The organism is Bacillus crepusculi (assembly GCF_014764715.1).
Lineage (GTDB): Bacteria > Bacillota > Bacilli > Bacillales > Bacillaceae > Bacillus.
The window spans coordinates 290,196-307,526 of the sequence record NZ_JACXXE010000003.1 but is presented as its reverse complement, the minus strand read 5'-3'; the positions used below and the strand labels follow the sequence as shown (position 1 = coordinate 307,526).

General features: G+C 42.1%; 19 protein-coding genes and 1 riboswitch. Of the genes, 13 read left to right on the top strand and 6 right to left on the bottom strand.

Annotated features, from left to right (window positions below):
* The first annotated feature begins 140 nt into the window (after nt 1-140).
* Entirely contained in the window at nt 141-1,304 is a 1,164-nt protein-coding gene (locus tag IEE86_RS08420; protein WP_191096800.1) for a competence protein CoiA, read from the top strand.
* A 214-nt stretch (nt 1,305-1,518) separates the two neighbouring features.
* Entirely contained in the window at nt 1,519-3,345 is a 1,827-nt protein-coding gene (gene pepF / locus IEE86_RS08415) for an oligoendopeptidase F (protein ID WP_191096799.1), read from the top strand.
* Between the two features lie 107 nt (nt 3,346-3,452).
* Here pepF and IEE86_RS08410 read toward each other — a convergent pair whose 3' ends face one another.
* From IEE86_RS08410 to IEE86_RS08390, 5 genes are all read right to left on the bottom strand, one after another.
* On the bottom strand, nt 3,453-3,626 hold the full coding sequence (locus IEE86_RS08410; RefSeq protein ID WP_187441334.1) for a hypothetical protein: 174 nt from the start codon (nt 3,624-3,626) through the stop codon (nt 3,453-3,455).
* Between the two features lie 295 nt (nt 3,627-3,921).
* Nucleotides 3,922-4,833 carry a ClpXP adapter SpxH family protein gene (locus IEE86_RS08405; protein WP_191096798.1) on the bottom strand — a complete coding sequence of 304 codons (912 nt, stop codon included), beginning with the start codon at nt 4,831-4,833 and terminating at the stop codon, nt 3,922-3,924.
* The gene (locus IEE86_RS08400) at nt 4,830-5,228 is read right to left on the bottom strand and encodes a globin domain-containing protein (RefSeq protein ID WP_191096797.1); all 399 of its coding nucleotides are present in this window, start codon (nt 5,226-5,228) and stop codon (nt 4,830-4,832) included. The genes IEE86_RS08405 and IEE86_RS08400 overlap by 4 nt, the downstream gene beginning before the upstream one ends.
* A 276-nt stretch (nt 5,229-5,504) precedes the next feature.
* The gene (locus tag IEE86_RS08395) at nt 5,505-6,269 is read right to left on the bottom strand and encodes a lytic transglycosylase domain-containing protein (protein WP_191096796.1); all 765 of its coding nucleotides are present in this window, start codon (nt 6,267-6,269) and stop codon (nt 5,505-5,507) included.
* Nucleotides 6,270-6,290: 21 nt separating this feature from the next.
* A complete protein-coding gene (locus tag IEE86_RS08390; protein WP_191096795.1) occupies nt 6,291-6,872 on the bottom strand; it encodes a CYTH domain-containing protein in 582 nt (193 codons plus the stop codon).
* Between the two features lie 234 nt (nt 6,873-7,106).
* Between IEE86_RS08390 and IEE86_RS08385 the strand changes: the two genes are divergently transcribed.
* The 4 genes from IEE86_RS08385 (at nt 7,107) to IEE86_RS08370 (ending at nt 9,918) form a co-directional block, all read left to right on the top strand.
* Nucleotides 7,107-7,472, top strand: a complete 366-nt coding sequence (locus IEE86_RS08385) for a UPF0738 family protein (protein ID WP_191096794.1) — start codon at nt 7,107-7,109, stop codon at nt 7,470-7,472.
* Nucleotides 7,473-7,505: 33 nt separating this feature from the next.
* On the top strand, nt 7,506-8,135 hold the full coding sequence (gene yjbM, locus IEE86_RS08380) for a GTP diphosphokinase (protein ID WP_034322868.1): 630 nt from the start codon (nt 7,506-7,508) through the stop codon (nt 8,133-8,135).
* Nucleotides 8,136-8,200: 65 nt separating this feature from the next.
* Nucleotides 8,201-9,001, top strand: coding sequence for an NAD kinase (locus IEE86_RS08375; protein WP_008355343.1), 801 nt, complete (start codon nt 8,201-8,203; stop codon nt 8,999-9,001).
* A 17-nt stretch (nt 9,002-9,018) separates the two neighbouring features.
* The gene (locus IEE86_RS08370) at nt 9,019-9,918 is read left to right on the top strand and encodes an RluA family pseudouridine synthase (protein WP_191096924.1); all 900 of its coding nucleotides are present in this window, start codon (nt 9,019-9,021) and stop codon (nt 9,916-9,918) included.
* Between the two features lie 34 nt (nt 9,919-9,952).
* On the opposite strand, the gene prpE is transcribed toward IEE86_RS08370, so the two are convergent.
* Nucleotides 9,953-10,696 carry a bis(5'-nucleosyl)-tetraphosphatase PrpE gene (gene prpE / locus IEE86_RS08365; RefSeq protein WP_191096793.1) on the bottom strand — a complete coding sequence of 248 codons (744 nt, stop codon included), beginning with the start codon at nt 10,694-10,696 and terminating at the stop codon, nt 9,953-9,955.
* Between the two features lie 162 nt (nt 10,697-10,858).
* Here prpE and IEE86_RS08360 point away from each other — a divergent pair, with 162 nt between their 5' ends.
* The 7 genes from IEE86_RS08360 (at nt 10,859) to IEE86_RS08330 (ending at nt 17,329) form a co-directional block, all read left to right on the top strand.
* Nucleotides 10,859-12,706, top strand: a complete 1,848-nt coding sequence (locus tag IEE86_RS08360; RefSeq protein ID WP_191096792.1) for a monovalent cation:proton antiporter family protein — start codon at nt 10,859-10,861, stop codon at nt 12,704-12,706.
* A 53-nt stretch (nt 12,707-12,759) separates the two neighbouring features.
* Nucleotides 12,760-12,869: riboswitch (TPP riboswitch) on the top strand.
* A 79-nt stretch (nt 12,870-12,948) separates the two neighbouring features.
* Nucleotides 12,949-13,659: a thiaminase II gene (gene tenA / locus IEE86_RS08355; RefSeq protein WP_191096791.1), complete on the top strand. Its 711-nt coding sequence runs from the start codon at nt 12,949-12,951 to the stop codon at nt 13,657-13,659.
* Nucleotides 13,634-14,251: a thiazole tautomerase TenI gene (tenI, locus tag IEE86_RS08350; protein WP_191096790.1), complete on the top strand. Its 618-nt coding sequence runs from the start codon at nt 13,634-13,636 to the stop codon at nt 14,249-14,251. The genes tenA and tenI overlap by 26 nt, the downstream gene beginning before the upstream one ends.
* A complete protein-coding gene (gene thiO / locus IEE86_RS08345; RefSeq protein ID WP_191096789.1) occupies nt 14,235-15,347 on the top strand; it encodes a glycine oxidase ThiO in 1,113 nt (370 codons plus the stop codon). The genes tenI and thiO overlap by 17 nt, the downstream gene beginning before the upstream one ends.
* Nucleotides 15,344-15,547, top strand: coding sequence for a sulfur carrier protein ThiS (gene thiS / locus IEE86_RS08340; RefSeq protein WP_191096788.1), 204 nt, complete (start codon nt 15,344-15,346; stop codon nt 15,545-15,547). Before thiO ends, thiS begins: the two co-directional genes overlap by 4 nt.
* A 4-nt stretch (nt 15,548-15,551) precedes the next feature.
* The gene (locus tag IEE86_RS08335; protein WP_191096787.1) at nt 15,552-16,319 is read left to right on the top strand and encodes a thiazole synthase; all 768 of its coding nucleotides are present in this window, start codon (nt 15,552-15,554) and stop codon (nt 16,317-16,319) included.
* On the top strand, nt 16,316-17,329 hold the full coding sequence (locus IEE86_RS08330) for a thiazole biosynthesis adenylyltransferase ThiF (protein WP_191096786.1): 1,014 nt from the start codon (nt 16,316-16,318) through the stop codon (nt 17,327-17,329). The genes IEE86_RS08335 and IEE86_RS08330 overlap by 4 nt, the downstream gene beginning before the upstream one ends.
* Nucleotides 17,330-17,331 lie beyond the last annotated feature (2 nt).

Sequence of the window (17,331 nt, the reverse complement as noted above, 5' to 3'; positions counted from 1 at the left end):
GAAAAGGGGGATTTTTCATTTTAACGAGAAAAAGCTAGGGGAAATCCTGTTTTGAAACGATAAAAGTCCATTTTCACTATTCGCTTCTCTTGATGAGAACAGGCTATCATATGATCATCAAAGAGTAAGGGGCGAAATGAATGAACGCAGCGATCATGGAAAATGGGAAGCTTATCCGTATTACACATCATGTAACGAAAAGTCGGCTAGAGCATGTAAGGGCTACGTGTAAATTTTATTGTCCTGAATGCAGGCAGGAGGTGCAATTAAAGTTAGGAGAGCATCGTGTCTATCATTTTGCACATAAACAGCTGACCGCATGTCCGTTAGCTGCTTCAGGCGAAACGGCCTATCATCACGCGGGGAAGGCAGCCATTAAAAATTGGCTCACTCGGCTCGGACATGAACCGATGCTAGAGAAATATGTTTCAAAGGTGCAACAGCGTCCTGATGTGACTGTCACTATAGGAGATGCAAGCTATGCGATCGAATTTCAATGTGCGAATATTTCGCAGCAAGAGCTGCGGAAAAGAACAGAAGGTCTACGTGCAGCAGGGCTCTTTCCTATATGGATCATAGGTGCAAATCGGTTGAAACGAAAATCTACCCAGCTCTTTTCTCTTTCGGCCATTCATTGGGGAATTTTAAGACAAACGAAGAAAAGAAGACTCATTTTTTACTGTCCGATTCAGCAAATGTTCATTCATCTTGATCACCTCCTTGTGTTTCAGCCAACGAAAATATGCGCCACAATAACCGTCAGGCCGCCTTCAGCATACCGTCCATTTTCAGCACTTCTAACTTCCTCCCTGGGCAAGCGTCCATTAAATAAGCAGTGGCTTAGGTGTATTCAGCAATTTAGGCAGAAGCCTCCTCGCATTTTATCAAATGAAAGTAAGCGTTTGAGCCATATTTTTTATGAGCATCACAAAACGGCATTTCCGTTTTTGCCATCTGAATTATTTATCCCGCTGACAGAAGCGTATATTTTTACAAGTCCTGTTTATGTGTGGCAGGGATGTCTGTATGATTGGATGATGAGAAAAAGAGAAGGAGACCCTGTGACCATTCGACACCTGATAAAAGAAATCAATCGGTGTGTGAAGGCAAAAGAAGTGAAGCTCCGATACGCAGACGTCTCAATAGAAGAAATCAAAAATGTGATCACCGCATATGTAAAGGCACTTGTCCGTCAAAGGTTTTTACACATGACGAAAGAGGGTAATTATGTAGTAGCGTCGAATCAAATGCCTATACGAACAATAGATGAAGTGTTAAAACGAGACGCTTTCTTATTTCATTAGCATGTTTCAGACCCACTTTGATCATCATAAGAAAAAGGTGGTGCTGCTATTGAATAGAAAGAAACGCTTTTTTCTCATTTTATTAGTCTGTTTGGTATTTATTTCTGCATATGATTTGACAAATATAGTTCAAAACAAAGAAGATAAATACAACACCAATTTTTTTCACTTTCCGAAAGGTTGGTTCAACACAACTCACGCAAGGGGGATTCATATGACTTCACAAAGTAAAAACAACCATTTACCGGACAGAAGCGAAGTAAAAGAAGAAAACAAATGGCGTCTTGAAGATATTTTTGAAAGCGTCGATTCATGGAATAAGGAATTCGAAGCTGTCAAAAAAGAAATTCCTAAGCTAGCTCAATATAAAGGCAAGCTGGCCCATTCTGCTGATGTCTTGTATGAAGCCCTAACATTTCAGGATCAACTTTCTGAAAAGCTTGGCAAGCTTTATACATATGCGCACATGAAATACGATGAAGATACAACAAACTCATCCTTTCAGGCATTAAATGATAAGGCGTCCAATTTATTTACACAGCTGTCTAGTGCATCCGCTTATATTGTTCCAGAGATTTTAACGATTCAAGAAGATAAATTGCAGCAATTTATTCTGGAAAAAGAAGAATTGAAACTTTATTCTCACGCTCTCGAAGAAATTAACAAAGAGCGCCCACATATTTTAAGTGAGGAGCAAGAAGCTTTATTAGCAGAGGCCTCTGAACCTCTCTCAACTTCATCCACTACTTTTAGTATGTTTAACAATGCCGATATTTCGTTCCCTTCTGTCAAGGATGAGAATGGGGAAGAAAAGAAGATTACGCACGGCAATTTCATCACATTTTTAAATAGTGATGATCGTGAAGTGAGAAAGAATGCCTTTAAAGCGGTGTATAAAACATATGATCAGTATAAGAATACACTTGCTTCTACACTGAGCGGTTCGATTAAAAAGGATAATTTTTATGCGAAAGTACGAAATTACAAATCCGCAAGAGAAGCAGCACTATCAAGAAATAGCATTCCAGAAGAAGTGTATGACAATCTAATTGATACAGTTCATCAATACTTACCGTTATTACACCGTTATATTGAATTGCGTAAAAAGGTGTTAAAGCTTGATGAAGTGCACAATTATGACTTGTATACACCGCTTGTAAAAGACGCTGGCATGAAGTTAACCTACGATGAAGCAAAGGAGTATATGCTGAAAGGGTTAGCACCATTAGGAGAAGAATATGTGTCCGTGTTAAAAGAAGGACTGAACAATCGCTGGGTGGACGTTTATGAGAATAAAGGGAAACGAAGCGGTGCGTATTCATCAGGAAGCTATGGCACAAACCCATATATCTTAATGAACTGGCAAAATAATATTGATAATTTATTTACACTGGCTCATGAATTTGGTCACTCTGTCCATAGCTACTATACAAGAAAGCACCAGCCTTATCCGTATGGAAACTATAGTATTTTTGTAGCTGAAGTAGCTTCCACAACAAATGAAGCGTTACTAGGTGAATACTTGCTCAATCATTTAGAGGATAAAAAGCAGCGTTTGTATGTGTTAAATCACCTGTTAGAAGGGTTTAGAGGAACAGTATTCAGACAAACGATGTTTGCTGAGTTTGAGCATCTTATTCACGTGAAGGCGCAAGAGGGAGAGGCATTAACGCCAGAGTTTATGACGAACCTTTATTACGACCTGAATAAGAAGTATTTTGGTGACGGTATGGTTGTGGATAAGGAAATCGGATTAGAATGGACGAGAATCCCTCATTTCTATTACAACTATTATGTGTATCAATATGCGACAGGCTATAGTGCGGCGCAGGCATTGAGCAAGCAAATATTAGCAGAAGGTCAACCTGCGGTGGAGCGCTATACAGACTTCCTTAAAGCAGGAAGCTCCGATTATCCAATCAATGTGCTGAAAAAAGCAGGTGTTGATATGGCGTCAAAAGAACCCATTGAAGCAGCATGTCAATTGTTCGAAGAAAAACTCAAAGAAATGGAAGAACTCATCTCCAAAACAGGTGAGTAACGAGAAGACTTCTGTCAGATGTGTGAGTGTGAACTCATCCTTTGGCAGGAGTTTTTTCTGTCATCAAAAAGACCTCTCCTGATAAAGAGGAGAAGCCTTTCAAGTGATCATCCTTTAAATCCTTTAAAGGTCTTACGGTGATTCATTCGATAGAGCGTAAAGAGAATGGAAGCAAATAAGAGCGGCGACGTCAGATAAAGAGGCAGCATTTTCATTAAGCCTAATATATTTAAAAAGAAACATAAGCCAATGGCAACAAGTCCAATGGTTGTGCTGCGCATGAAGATCCCCCCATTTTTTCGTTACTTTCACTATATGAAAGTGGCAACCCTCTTATGTTTTGTGACAAAAATATGAACATATAGCATATCGGTTGTCATAAGTCGACAAAATTTGATATACTACAGATGTGAAATTAATCACATACAAACATTACCCCTTTGTTTGACCGTGAAAAATTTCTCCCATCCCCTTTGTTGTCGTTAAGACATAGTGAAACCGCGCTTATCCCGGCGCGGTTTCTTCGTATTTAAAAGAGAACAAATGTTCCTTCCGGCGATAAAGAAAAAACATGGGTCAGCACCCATGTTCATTCTCACAGCGGTAGACATCAAGATCTGAATGGTTTTCATCTTCTTTATAGCGCCAAAACATTTCCTGATGTACTTGTACACGCTCTACCTTTTTAGCGAAAGCCAGCTTCTTCATTTCTCGTTCAACTTCTTCAAGTGTCAGGTCATATACTACGGCGATTTCTTTTGCAGAGGCAAATTGAAAGTAAGCAATAAACCATTCAATCGGTGGCCGTACTGAAGGTGTTGGTTTTTCGCCGATCATTTCAAAGAGAATTTCCTCGTATATATCATAAGAGTATGCACCTGAAATCTTTAATCCTTCATCACCGTTTACCGTATTAAAAAACGCGAAGGTAGGAAGCTCAGATACATCCATTTCAGCTGCAATTTTCATATCACATTGTAGGGCTTTAACAGCACTTTTAGAATGAATGTCACGCTGGAATTCTTCGATGTCCAGACCAGCATTTTTTGCATTTTCCAGCAAGACATGTTCACTTGTGACATCTTGCTGATGGCAAAAAAGGGATTCTTGAATGAGACGCAAAAATTTCATTCCGCATTTTCTACCTTGAAGCTCCGCCGCTTTTAGTGCGAGCGAGGCGAGGTAAGGTGATGTCACAATTTGTTCAGACAGCATTTGATCTTTTTTCGTCTGAGTTTTGGTGGCAAATTTACCCCATGCTTCGGTCAGTAAATGCTTTTTTCTTTTCCGATTCAATGCGTTAATACTCGAACTTGTGACCGTTCGTAAAGTGAAGAAACGGCCGTACTTCATCTTCAATTTTTTAATTGATGGCTCCAATAACCAGCAGTCTGGGCTGAGAGGATCAATGAATACATAGATTTCAATCGGCTTTTGAGGATGTCCGTGACAGTGTGAGAAATATTGATCGTGCTGATTGCAGCTCAAGGTCGCCCGTCCTTTTCAGGTGTTTGATTGATCATATGACGAGCCGTCAGAGAAAGCCGCTCAAATAAAAAGTCACGAATATCGCCGATTAGTCCTACTTGGTCCATTGCATCCTCCATGCATTCAAGCCAGGCGTCAGCCCGCTCCTCAGTAATCGGAAAAGGGAGATGTCTCGCCCGCAGCATTGGGTGGCCATGCTCCTCTGTATAAAGCGGAGGGCCGCCTAAATATTGAGTGAGAAACTGTTTTTGTTTTCTTGCTGTTTCTTTTAAGTCATCCGGGAAAATAGGATGAAGCAAAGGATGACACTTTACATTTTCATAAAAAGTATCAACAAGTTGCGATAGAAGTTCCTCTCCAACCGCTTCGTAAGGTGCGTTAAACGATTGTACCATGTTGACTACTCCTTTTACTCGTAGCTAATAGGATGACTCACCCTATTGCGGATTCATTTATTTTAAAAGTGATGTTCCGTTTATTCTATTTTATTGTTTCAATTCTTGTATACTTATTTTAACAACCTCAACTCAATTCCACAAACAAACCGCTTTGGTCCTTTGGGAATAGTGAGAAGAACAGGTTCCGTGTTCAATTGACCATATCATAACACATTCGGTCAAAAAAGGGTGAAAAGCGACATACAAAAAACCGAAGAGGTTATTCTCTTCGGTTTAGGCGTAATATTGAGCGGTGATTTTCTTTACATAATTTTGTGTCTCTTTAAATGGGGGAATGCCTCCGTATTTATCTACATTTCCTGAGCCTGCGTTATAAGCAGCTAAGGCGAGTGAGACATTTCCGTTATATTTTTGAAGCATTTGTTTTAAATACTTCGTTCCGCCTTCTATGTTTTGGGCTGCATCAAAGGCATTACTTACGCCAAGGGACTTAGCAGTAGACGGCATGAGCTGCATCAGTCCAAGCGCACCTGCATGGCTGACAGCATTCGTTCGATAGCCGGATTCCTGCTTAATGACAGCGTGGATCAGCTTCTCTGGAACGCCATGCTTTTGAGCCATTTGTGACACGATTTGATTCACCTCTTTTGATGAACCGTTTGAGACAGCCTTTTGAAGCGGCGGCGTATAGCTGCTATTTAAGACGTTTCCAATGCCATTCGCTGTATTTAATTGAGCGTCATCTGCATATACAGACTGAGCTGGCAGCTGTTCACTGCCGGTGATCGCAGATAGGTAAGGATTCGTACGCGCATATTGTGTGTTTAGAGTCGTTGATGGGTCCGTTCCCATAAAAGCAGAAATGGAGAGCGGGAGCCGTGATAATTCTGATCCGCCTAAAAAATCTTGCAGCAGCGACTGAAATGAAGCTTGAGCGCTCGATTCTTGGCCAGCCGGCATTTGTGTTTGCCCATTATCCGATTGTAACGCTTTAAGTGATTGAAGCTGCATAAAGGATTGAAGTTGATTGACGTTCATCATGTTCCTCCTTCAAGGAATTCATCTATTCTGTGTATTCTTCATTTTTTCTTCATAAAAACGAATCACTTTGTTGTTCGTTTTTCGTGTTGGGATCTGAAATTGACGAAGCAGTGCGGAGAATGCGGCTTGTCCGATTTCCAGATCACTCACTTCAAATTCAAGTTCATAGTCCTCTACTGTTAAATATCGGCTATGATCCAAAACAATTAAGCCTTCTTCGATCATTTTTTCTGCTCTTGATGTTTCAAGCGAACCAAAATACACAATTTGATCCTTTTGAATGTTCAGATGATCTAATCGGTCCGCTACCTCACCTTCTGGCAGATGAAAATTGTCAAGGCGGGCGGGAGGAGTGATCGATTGGTGGGTTTCGAGAAGGCCTATCTCGTGTGGTTCCTTTAACGTAAGGACCCATTGACCATCTTTTTCTCTCATTCTTAATGCAGCAAATCGAGATTTTATATCAAATTGAGGTGTATCAAAGTAATAGTTAGTTTGAGTGTGGAAATCTGCATCCTTCAATTGGAAATATTGTTTTAGCTGTTCAAATTCTTCTTTCATTAATAATTGCTTTAGTTCGATTTCAATTTCCTGTGCCATTTTGAATCAACCTTTCATTTAGAGGAAATATGAATATTGTACATGATGTGTGTTCTTTATGTAAAAGTCTGTTTTTTTCTTTCATTCATCCTTTAGCATGTGCAACATTTTTGTAGAATGGTGTGAAATGATCATTTAAAAGAAGAAAACGGCATTTTCGCAATAAGTTCGGTTTATCAATATTGAACTTGATATGATAAAATAAAGCTGTACTTTGTTGTAAAGGAGATCATGATGCAAAACAGAATTGAAATCACAGAAGCAACTTTAAAAGAAGACAGGCTGATTTTGACGATCGAGTCAGAGGAGCAAATTCAAAAAGCAAAGGCATCAGGACAAATGCTTGTTGATTCTGATCACTTTGCGTTCGTTTACATACTCGAAACTGAGGAGTCTTTTATGTATCTTATTTTAGCGGAACATACATGGGCTCCATTAAAAGAAGCAATGAATCTTGACATCCCTGTCTATTTGGCAGCGGAAGACCATTCGTTAGAACTCATTCAATTTCATCAAGAATTAAATTATTTAATCGACAATATTAAAGACAATGCCAATTACGGAGATATGGAAGAGAAAGTGAAGAGCACATTCCTCTGAAATAATTAGGTATTTGGAATTGGGGGAAGTTTCATGGACAAAAAACAATGGGATCAATTCCTCGCACCGTATAAACAAGCAGTCGAAGAATTAAAAGTGAAGCTTAAAGGCATTCGAAAGCTATATGAATTTGAGGATGACCATTCACCAGTAGAATTTGTGACAGGCCGAGTGAAACCCGTTGCCAGCATTTTAGAAAAGGCAAAGCGTAAAAACATCCCGATGCATGAAATTGAAACAATGCAGGATATTGCCGGGCTTCGCATTATGTGCCAGTTTGTAGAAGATATACAAGTTGTGAAAAAAATGCTCCAGTCACGCAAAGACTTTGTGGTTGTAGATAAACGCGACTATATTGCAGAACATAAAGAAAGCGGATACCGCTCATACCACCTTGTTGTGTTATATCCGCTGCAAACAGTCAACGGAGAGAAGCAGCTCCTTGTCGAAATCCAAATTCGTACGCTTGCCATGAACTTTTGGGCGACCATTGAGCATTCTCTGAATTATAAATATAGCGGGAATATCCCGGAGAAGGTCAAGCAGCGCCTTCAAAGAGCTTCTGAGGCAGCATCTCTTCTTGATGATGAGATGTCTGAAATCAGAGGGGAAATTCAAGAAGCACAGGTGGCATTTTCCCGGAAAAAGAAAAACGATAGCTGAGCCTAAGCTTGATCAAATATGATGCTGCCCTCTCATAGCAGCAAGGTGGAAAAGGAGAAGAATTCATGAAATTTGCAGTTTCTTCGAAAGGGAATTCTGTATCTGACACACTCAAAAATAAAATTCAGACCTACTTATTAGATTTTGGAATGGAATTAAATGAAGAGGAACCGGATCTTGTCATTACTGTTGGTGGAGACGGAACCCTTTTATATGCCTTTCACCGCTATAGCAACCGCCTGAATGAAACAGCTTTTGTCGGAGTTCATACAGGTCATCTCGGCTTTTATGCTGATTGGGTGCCAAGTGAAATCGAAAAGCTTGTCCTAGCAATTGCCAAAACGCCTTATCATATTGTGGAATATCCGATTCTTGAAGTCATCGTCAGATACAACGACGGCGGCCGGGAAGAGAAGTATTTAGCAATGAATGAATGTACGATTAAAAGCATGGAAGGTACGCTTGTGGCAGATGTTGAAATTAGAGGTCAGCTTTTTGAAACTTTCAGAGGTGACGGTCTTTGTTTGTCTACACCATCTGGCAGTACGGCCTATAATAAAGCACTTGGGGGCGCCATTATTCATCCTTCCATTAGAGCTATTCAGCTTGCAGAAATGGCCTCAATCAACAACAGAGTATTCCGGACGGTCGGTTCACCGCTTATTTTGCCAGATCATCACACCTGTGTGATCAAACCAATAAATGATGTTGATTTTCAGGTAACAATTGATCATTTGTCGCTGCTTCATAAAGATGTTAAATCTATTCAATGCCGGGTGGCAGACGAGAATGTTCGTTTTGCCCGATTTAGACCATTTCCGTTTTGGAAAAGGGTGCAAGATTCCTTTATCGGAAAAGGAGAATAAGAAAGAGGTTGTTCTCGCTGAAATACTTTACGTTAACCAAAACCATGACAGCCAAAGAAAAGGGGCTGCTCTTAAAGGACTATTTAATCGATCTTGGCATTTCAAAAAGAATGCTGACAGATATTAAATTTGATGGCGGTGACCTTCTCATTAATGGAGAGCATGTCACCGTGAAGTGCGAGCTGCATGAGGGTGACAGGCTCACCATTTTATTTCCTGAGGAAAAGGTGAGTGAAGGGCTGAAGCCTGCTCCGATTCCGCTGGATATTTTATTTGAGGATGAGCATGTCCTTGTGCTGAATAAAAGGCCATTTATTCCATCGATTCCTTCTAAAGAGCACCCAGAGCATAGTATTGCGAATGGTCTGCTGTACCATTATGCTGAGCAGTCTGTTCGGCTAACGGTTCATTTGGTGAGCCGTCTTGATCGTGATACATCTGGTGTCATGCTTGTGGCCAAGCATCGATTTGCCCATAGCCTGTTATCAAAGGCGCAAAAAAGTGGCGCGGTCAAGCGAACGTACAGAGCGTTTACACATGGCTTGATCACAGAAAAACAGGGCACCATTCGAGCAAAAATTGCCCGTAAAGGGGATAGTATCATTGAGCGAATGGTCGATGAGACTGGCCAGGAAGCAGTGACGCATTATACAGTGCGACAGGTAAACGCTGATTTGAACATGTCGGATGTGTCTCTTGTACTTGAAACTGGAAGAACGCATCAAATTCGTGTGCACATGCAATATCTCGGTCATCCACTCATCGGAGATACGCTGTATGGCGGAACGACCGAGCGGATAGATCGGCAGGCGCTGCATAGTGAAACCCTTGTCTTTCCTCATCCGATGACAGGTGAGCAAATGACCTTTTCGGCTCCATTACCAGATGACATGAAAGCATTGCTTTTAAACAATTAAAACCCGGTGACCTGCAAAACAGGGTCGGGTTTTTTTATGAGGTGAAATGCTGGAACCTAGATTCATCATAAGGCATAGATGAAGGGACAGAGACCGTTTCAAGCTCAGGATATCTAAGAGCAGACAGCTGATTGCCAAAAACACAGCCTGTATCAATATTGACGGTTCTGCCCACGAATCGAGGTTCTTTCACTGGTGTATGACCGTAAACAATCCACGAATTTCCTTTATATTCCTTTGCCCAATCCTTTCGCACAGGTCGTCCATCTGGCCAAGTCTCTCCTGTGACAGCACCGAATAATAGATATGATCGCATCTGTTTATTCGGCTTCTTGCCAATGTCCTGCTCCTTCATCGCTGCGTGTGCAATGATTAGCTCATCTGGAATCAGCACATCATAAAGTGGAGCCCTCTCAAATAACTGTTTAAATTCATGTGATAATTTATTTTTTTGAGGAAGCGGCAGTTTTTTTATTTCGTTCACTGTTGTTTCAATGCCATGTAGTAATTTAATGGGATTTCCTTTTAAATAGCGATAAAGCTTAAAGCAATGGTTTCCAGGCACGTAACGAATCGCTCCATGTGAATAGGCATGGATGACAAATTGCATGACGGCAACCGATTGAGGGCCTCGATCTGTTAAATCACCGACAAGTGCTAGTGTTCTTTTGTCAGGATGGACGGGTAATCCATGTTTGAGTTCATATCCTAGTTTGTAGATAAGGGTAAGTAGCTCTTCGTAGCAGCCGTGGATATCACCAATGATATCGAATTTCATAAGATTTCCTCCTGATCTTTCTCATCAATTCAGCGGGTATCAAGAAGTTTGAATTTTAGAAAATATAACAAATCGCTTTCATTTCATTTAGGCAATTGTTAGAATCAATGCTTTAACGTAAGACTTAAAAGATTAAATATGAATGTTAGGAGGCTTTAGCCAATGGAGCATACATCTGTTTCATCACTCGTTGTCGTTATTATCGTAGCCTTTTTCACCCCCATTTTATTGCACCGATTTAAGCTGACCATTCCGGTCGTTGTCGCTGAAATTATCATGGGGCTCATCATTGGAAAAAGCGGGTTTCAACTGGTTGTCGAACATGATGCATGGCTAGATACGTTATCCATGCTCGGTTTTATTTTCCTCATGTTTTTAAGTGGACTTGAAATAGATTTCTCTTCTTTTGAATCAAAGAAGAAAGCACGTGAACTTCCAAATGGTTTAAAAGAACCAAATACGTTTAAAGCAGCCACCGTTATTTTTCTTGGGGTATTTTGTATTTCCTTTATTCTGTCCTATGCGTTTGTACTTGCAGGGTTTATTCAAAATGCCTTTTTAATGACGCTCATCATTTCCACCATCTCATTAGGGGTAGTGGTCCCCACCTTAAAAGAGGAAAAGCTGATGCAGACGAATATCGGTCAAATCATTCTGCTTGTAGCTGTCATTGCTGATTTGGTGACGATGATTTTACTAGCTGTGTTTTCCTCTATTTATGGCGATGGAACAGGGAACATGTGGCTGCTGCTCTTATTATTTGCTGCGGGCATTCTTCTTTATTTATTTGGCCGTGTATTTAAGACAAAATCCATTTTTCAGTCCATGTCAAAAGGAACGGTGCAAATTGGGACAAGGGCAATCTTTACTCTCATTATAGTCTTAGTTGCCTTATCTGAATCACTCGGTGCTGAAAATATTCTTGGGGCGTTTTTAGCAGGTGTGCTCGTGTCCCTTCTTTCGCCAAATAAAGAACTGGTTCAGCAGCTCGACTCATTTGGTTATGGATTTTTAATCCCGATCTTTTTTGTGATGGTCGGGGTGGACTTGAATATATGGGCACTGTTCAAGGACCCAACCATTATGATCATGATTCCGCTACTCTTTATTGCATTACTGCTTAGTAAGCTAATTCCCATTCTTTATTTGAAAAAATGGTATGACATGAGAAAAGTCATTGGCTCCGGCTTTTTATTAACATCGACGTTATCACTCGTCATTGCAGCTGCAACGATTGGGGAGCGGCTCGGTGTCATTGATCATAAAATGTCAGGTGCACTCATTTTAGTTGCTGTATTGACGAGTATTATAACGCCTGTTTGGTTTAAAGCGCTGTTTAAAAAAGAACAGGAAGCGAAGCAAAAAAAGCGTGTGACCTTTATTGGTGCGAACCAGTTGACGTTACCCGTCACACTTGATTTGCATCAGGATGAATATGACATTCGTATTTTGCATGTGTTTCAAGAAAATAAAGAAGCGCTGCTTGCCGACTCGATCTTTGAAGTTGAAGCGATTGAGCAGTACGATGATGAGACGCTGAGAAAGGCAGGCATTGGCCAGGAGGATGTCCTCGTCGTTGCAACAGGCAGTGAGACGAAAAATAAGGAAATTGCTTTATTTGCAAAAGAAGAAGGGGCGAAACAAGTCATTGCAAGTGTGAACAAAGCCGAGACTGAGCTGACGCTGAAGGAAGCGGGCATTGATACGTTCTCTAACTTCCTATCATCTAAAACGGTGCTGAGGGCGTTAATTGAAGCACCTGATGCGATTCGATTGTTAACAAATGAGGATACGTCTTTGTATCAAATTCAAATGAACAATCATCGGTATCATAATGTCATGCTGCGGGAATTCCCGTTTACCGGCGATTTGGTGTTTGTCCGAATTTTTAGAGGGGTAGACAGCTTAGTGCCGCACGGAGATACGACGCTCAGAAGCGGAGACCGCGTGCTTGTGTCAGGGTCTAGGGAGTATGTGGCAGGACTTAGAGCACAATTAGAGTTGCAATGAACCCTTGACCAATGAACAATTCCTGATTAAGATAGAGGTACAACATCATATGTTTGATCCACTAGGGGAGTCCTTTAAAAGGGCTGAGATAAAAGTGTCGACTTTTAGACCCTCATTACCTGAACAGGTTCATACCTGCGTAGGGAAGTGGTGCGGTTTTTGACTATACTTTTTACAAATTCCAAGCCACTTTCCACGCGGAAAGTGGCTTTTTTTATATGAAAAAACAGGAGGAGAGAAACATGACTTTTTCAAAGGAATGTAAAGAGGCAGCAGCAACATGGTGGAATGGAAGCTTTACGCATCCTTTTGTGAAGGGGATTGGAGATGGCACACTTTCACTCGACCGGTTCACCTATTACGTGATGCAGGATTCGTATTATTTAACTCATTTTGCAAAGATGCAAGCATACGGGGCTGCCATTAGTGAGGACTTACATACGACGGGCAGAATGGCGTATCATGCGCAGGGAACGTATGAGGCAGAGCTTTCGCTTCATAGAAAGTTCACTGAGCTTTTGCAGATCTCTGACGAAGCACTCAAAAGCTTTAAGCCTTCTCCAACTGCTTATGCATATACCTCGCATATGTACCGGTCTGTGCAAAGTGGGCGATTTGAGGAGATATTAGCCGCGTTATTGCCATGCTACTGGCTCTATTATGAGGTGGGCGAAAAGCTGAAGCAAACGACGCCTGACCATCCGATTTATCAAGAATGGATTTTGACATATGGAGGGGATTGGTTTAAGGAGCTCGTTTTTGAACAGGTGAACCGCTTCGATGAACTCGCGGAAAAAGCACCAGAACATGTGCGCGCCAATATGAAAGAAAATTTTGTGATTTCAAGCTACTACGAATACCATTTCTGGGAGATGGCGTATAAAAAAGAAACGTGGCAAACAGCGTGCTTAGATGGGGTTGGTGCAAATGGAACTCCACGCGGTGACAAATGATTCATTTCCCATCAATGAACTGATCAAGCAAATCAAAGCCATTGAATCTGAGGTGGACTTTATTCATATCCGGGAACGGTCTAAAACAGCAAGTGAGCTTGTTGATCTCGTGAAACAACTCCTTTCAGAAGGTGTATCGAAAGAGAAACTGGTCATCAATGACCGAGTAGACGTCGCGCTGCTCACCAATATTCACCGGGTACATCTCCCAGGCCACAGCTTTTCGCCAAAGGAGCTGAGGCAAAAGTTTCCTCACCTTCATGCGGGTGTGTCTGTTCATTCGATAGAAGAGGCCAAAGCGGCAGAGAAAAACGGTGCAGAGTATGTTATGTTTGGGCACGTATATGACACCTCATGTAAACCTGGACTTAAGGCGAGAGGTGTAAAGCTTGTAGAAGAACTGACTTCTGCGCTGTCCATTCCGGTGGTGGTTATTGGCGGATTGACACCTGATCGAATCCCAGAATTGCTGCAAGTGAATGTGAAAGGGATTGCTGTCATGTCAGGTATTTTCGCTCACCATCAGCCGCGCATCATGGCGCAAGCATTTTCTAAAAAGCGAAAGGAGAATCCTTATGAAAAAGCATTATGACGTTGCAATCATTGGTGGTGGAATCATAGGGATGTCAATTGCTTATCACCTTGCAAAAGCAGGAAAGAAGGCTCTTTTACTTGAGGCGAATGAGATAGGGAAGCAAACGACGAGTGCGGCTGCTGGGATGCTCGGTGCACATGCTGAAGGAGAGGGTCATGAGGATGTTTTCTTTCAGGCAGGCAGAGCAAGTCAGGCATTATATGAAAAATTAAAAGTCGATCTTCAGCATGAATCAGGCATTGATATTCGAAAATCAGCGGGCGGCATTATGAAGGTGGCCTTTACAGAAGAGGAAAAACGTGCCCTTTGCCGGATGCAGCATTTGTCTACATTTCAATGGCTTGACGCAAGCTGTGTAAAAAAACGTATGCCACAAATCGCCAATCACATCATAGGAGCAGGTTTCATTGAAGACGATGTTCATGTGGAGCCTTATGCGGTATGCAGGGCATTATGGCAGGCGGCCGTTCGGTACGGTGCAGATGTCAAAGAGTTTACACCCGTGATTGAAGTCAAGCGGGACAAAGAAGTATTGACTGTCAGAACCGCTCAAGGCACATTCACCTGTGATGATCTTACGATAGCAAGTGGTGTATGGTCTGGCCGCTTTTTTGAAGAGCTGGGGTTATCTTATTCTCTTTATCCGGTAAAAGGAGAATGTGTGTCTGTATGGAATAGTGGTCCAGCGCTCGCACACACGATTTACCACGATCATTGTTATATTGTTCAACGAGATAGCGGAAAGCTGGTGATTGGTGCAACGATGAAGCCAAATGATTGGCAGGCTGTTCCAACACTTGGCGGCATTGAGGCTGTCATTCAAAAAGCGTCCCAGCTCATGCCTTCTATCAAGGAGATGCCGATTGAAGAGTGCTGGGCAGGTCTTCGTCCGGCGACTAGCGACCGGCATCCTTATATCGGAAGACACCCGCAAGATGAGCGCATTCTTTTTGCAACGGGACATTACCGGAATGGCATTTTACTTGCACCCATTACTGGAGAAATCATTCGCAATCTGATATTAGGCGAGCCTGTACAAGACGAATGGCTTCATGCGTTTCGCATTGACCGAAAGGAGGCATTGTTCGTATGAAAATTCAATTGAATGGTAGAGTTGTTGATTTTGATCAAGAGAATGGAACGATCTATGATCTGCTATCAGCCTATCAGCTTGAAAACCGTGTGGTGATCGTCGAAAAGAACCAAGAAATTATTGATAAAGAAGCCTTTCAACAAGTAGAAATTCAACCAAATGACACGATTGAAATCGTTCACTTTGTAGGAGGAGGATGACAACATGCTGCGCATTGGCGGAAAAACATTCACATCAAGACTATTACTCGGTACAGGAAAGTATCCATCATTTGAGGTTCAAAAGGAAGCAGTAAACGTATCAGAAGCTGAAATTTTGACCTTTGCTGTGAGAAGAATGAACATTTTTGAAGCTTCTCAGCCCAATTTCTTAGAGCAGCTTGATTTATCAACATATACTTTACTTCCGAATACAGCAGGTGCAAGTACAGCGGAAGAAGCGGTACGTATTGCTCGTTTAGCGAAGGCTTCCGGGCTGTGTGACATGATCAAGGTAGAAGTGATTGGCTGTTCAAGGTCTCTTCTGCCAGATCCAGTCGAAACGCTGAAAGCATCTGAAATGCTTTTGGAAGAAGGCTTTATCGTACTGCCGTATACATCAGATGATGTGGTACTGGCAAGAAAACTAGAAGAACTCGGTGTCCATGCCATTATGCCAGGGGCCTCTCCAATCGGTTCAGGTCAAGGCTTACTAAACCCTCTGAATCTCTCATTTATTATCGAGCAGGCGAAGGTGCCGGTCATTATTGATGCGGGCGTAGGTTCTCCAAAGGATGCGGCTTATGCGATGGAGCTAGGGGCTGACGCTGTATTACTGAATACCGCTGTGTCTGGCGCAAAGGACCCTGTGAAAATGGCAAAAGCCATGAAGCTGGCGATTGAATCAGGAAGACTAGGTTTCGAGGCAGGACGTATTCCACTTAAAAACTATGGTACAGCGAGCAGTCCGCAGGAAGGGATGCCAGCGTTTTGAGCACACGTTATTCACGACAAGAGCTTTTTCGGCCGATCGGAACAGAGGGGCAAAAACGGCTAAACGCTTCAAAGGTTGTCATTATTGGAGCGGGAGCCCTTGGAACAGCTAGTGCTGAAATGCTCGTTCGTGCCGGCGTTGGATCTGTCACCATTTTGGATCGAGATTATATTGAATGGAGCAACCTTCAGCGTCAACAGCTTTACACAGAGCAAGACGTGCAGGACCGGCTGCCAAAGGCAGTGGCGGCTGAAAAAAGGCTCAAACAGGTGAACAGTGAAGTCAATGTTAGAGGAATTGTCATTGATGTGACTGCTCAACATATTGATGAGCTTGTTAGCGATGCTTCGATCATCGTAGATGCAGCGGATAATTTTGAGGTGCGAATGATCGCAAATGATGCCGCTGTCAAACATCAAATTCCTTTTCTTTATGGAGCCTGTGTAGCCAGCTATGGCATTCAATTCACTGTCATACCGGGTGAGACGCCCTGTTTACACTGCTTGCTTGAGCATTTACCTGCACAAGGTATGACGTGTGATACAGCAGGTATTATTAGTCCGGTTGTGCAGCAGGTGGCGGCATATCAAGTGGCAGATGCACTTAAATATTTAACAGGGCATCAAGTGACTCCGATCATCAGATCCTTTGATTTATGGACAAATGAACGGTCTGACATTCGGTCCGTCTCGTCTTTAAAGAAGGAGCAATGTCCAAGCTGCGGACTGAAGACATATCCATTTCTCTCATATGACAAGAGAGCGAAGGCAGACGTACTATGTGGCCGTAATACGGTGCAAATCCGCAGTGCAGCAGAGACACCTCCACCTTTACATGAAGTAGCCCTTCGATTAAAGAAAGCAGGGATGGATGTGCTTGAAAATCCGTATTTGCTTTCTTGTCAAAAGGATGAGTTCAAGCTCGTCTTATTCAAAGATGGCAGGGCGCTTGTACACGGTACAAGTGATATTGCCAAAGCGAGAACCATTTATCATCAGTGGATTGGCTAATG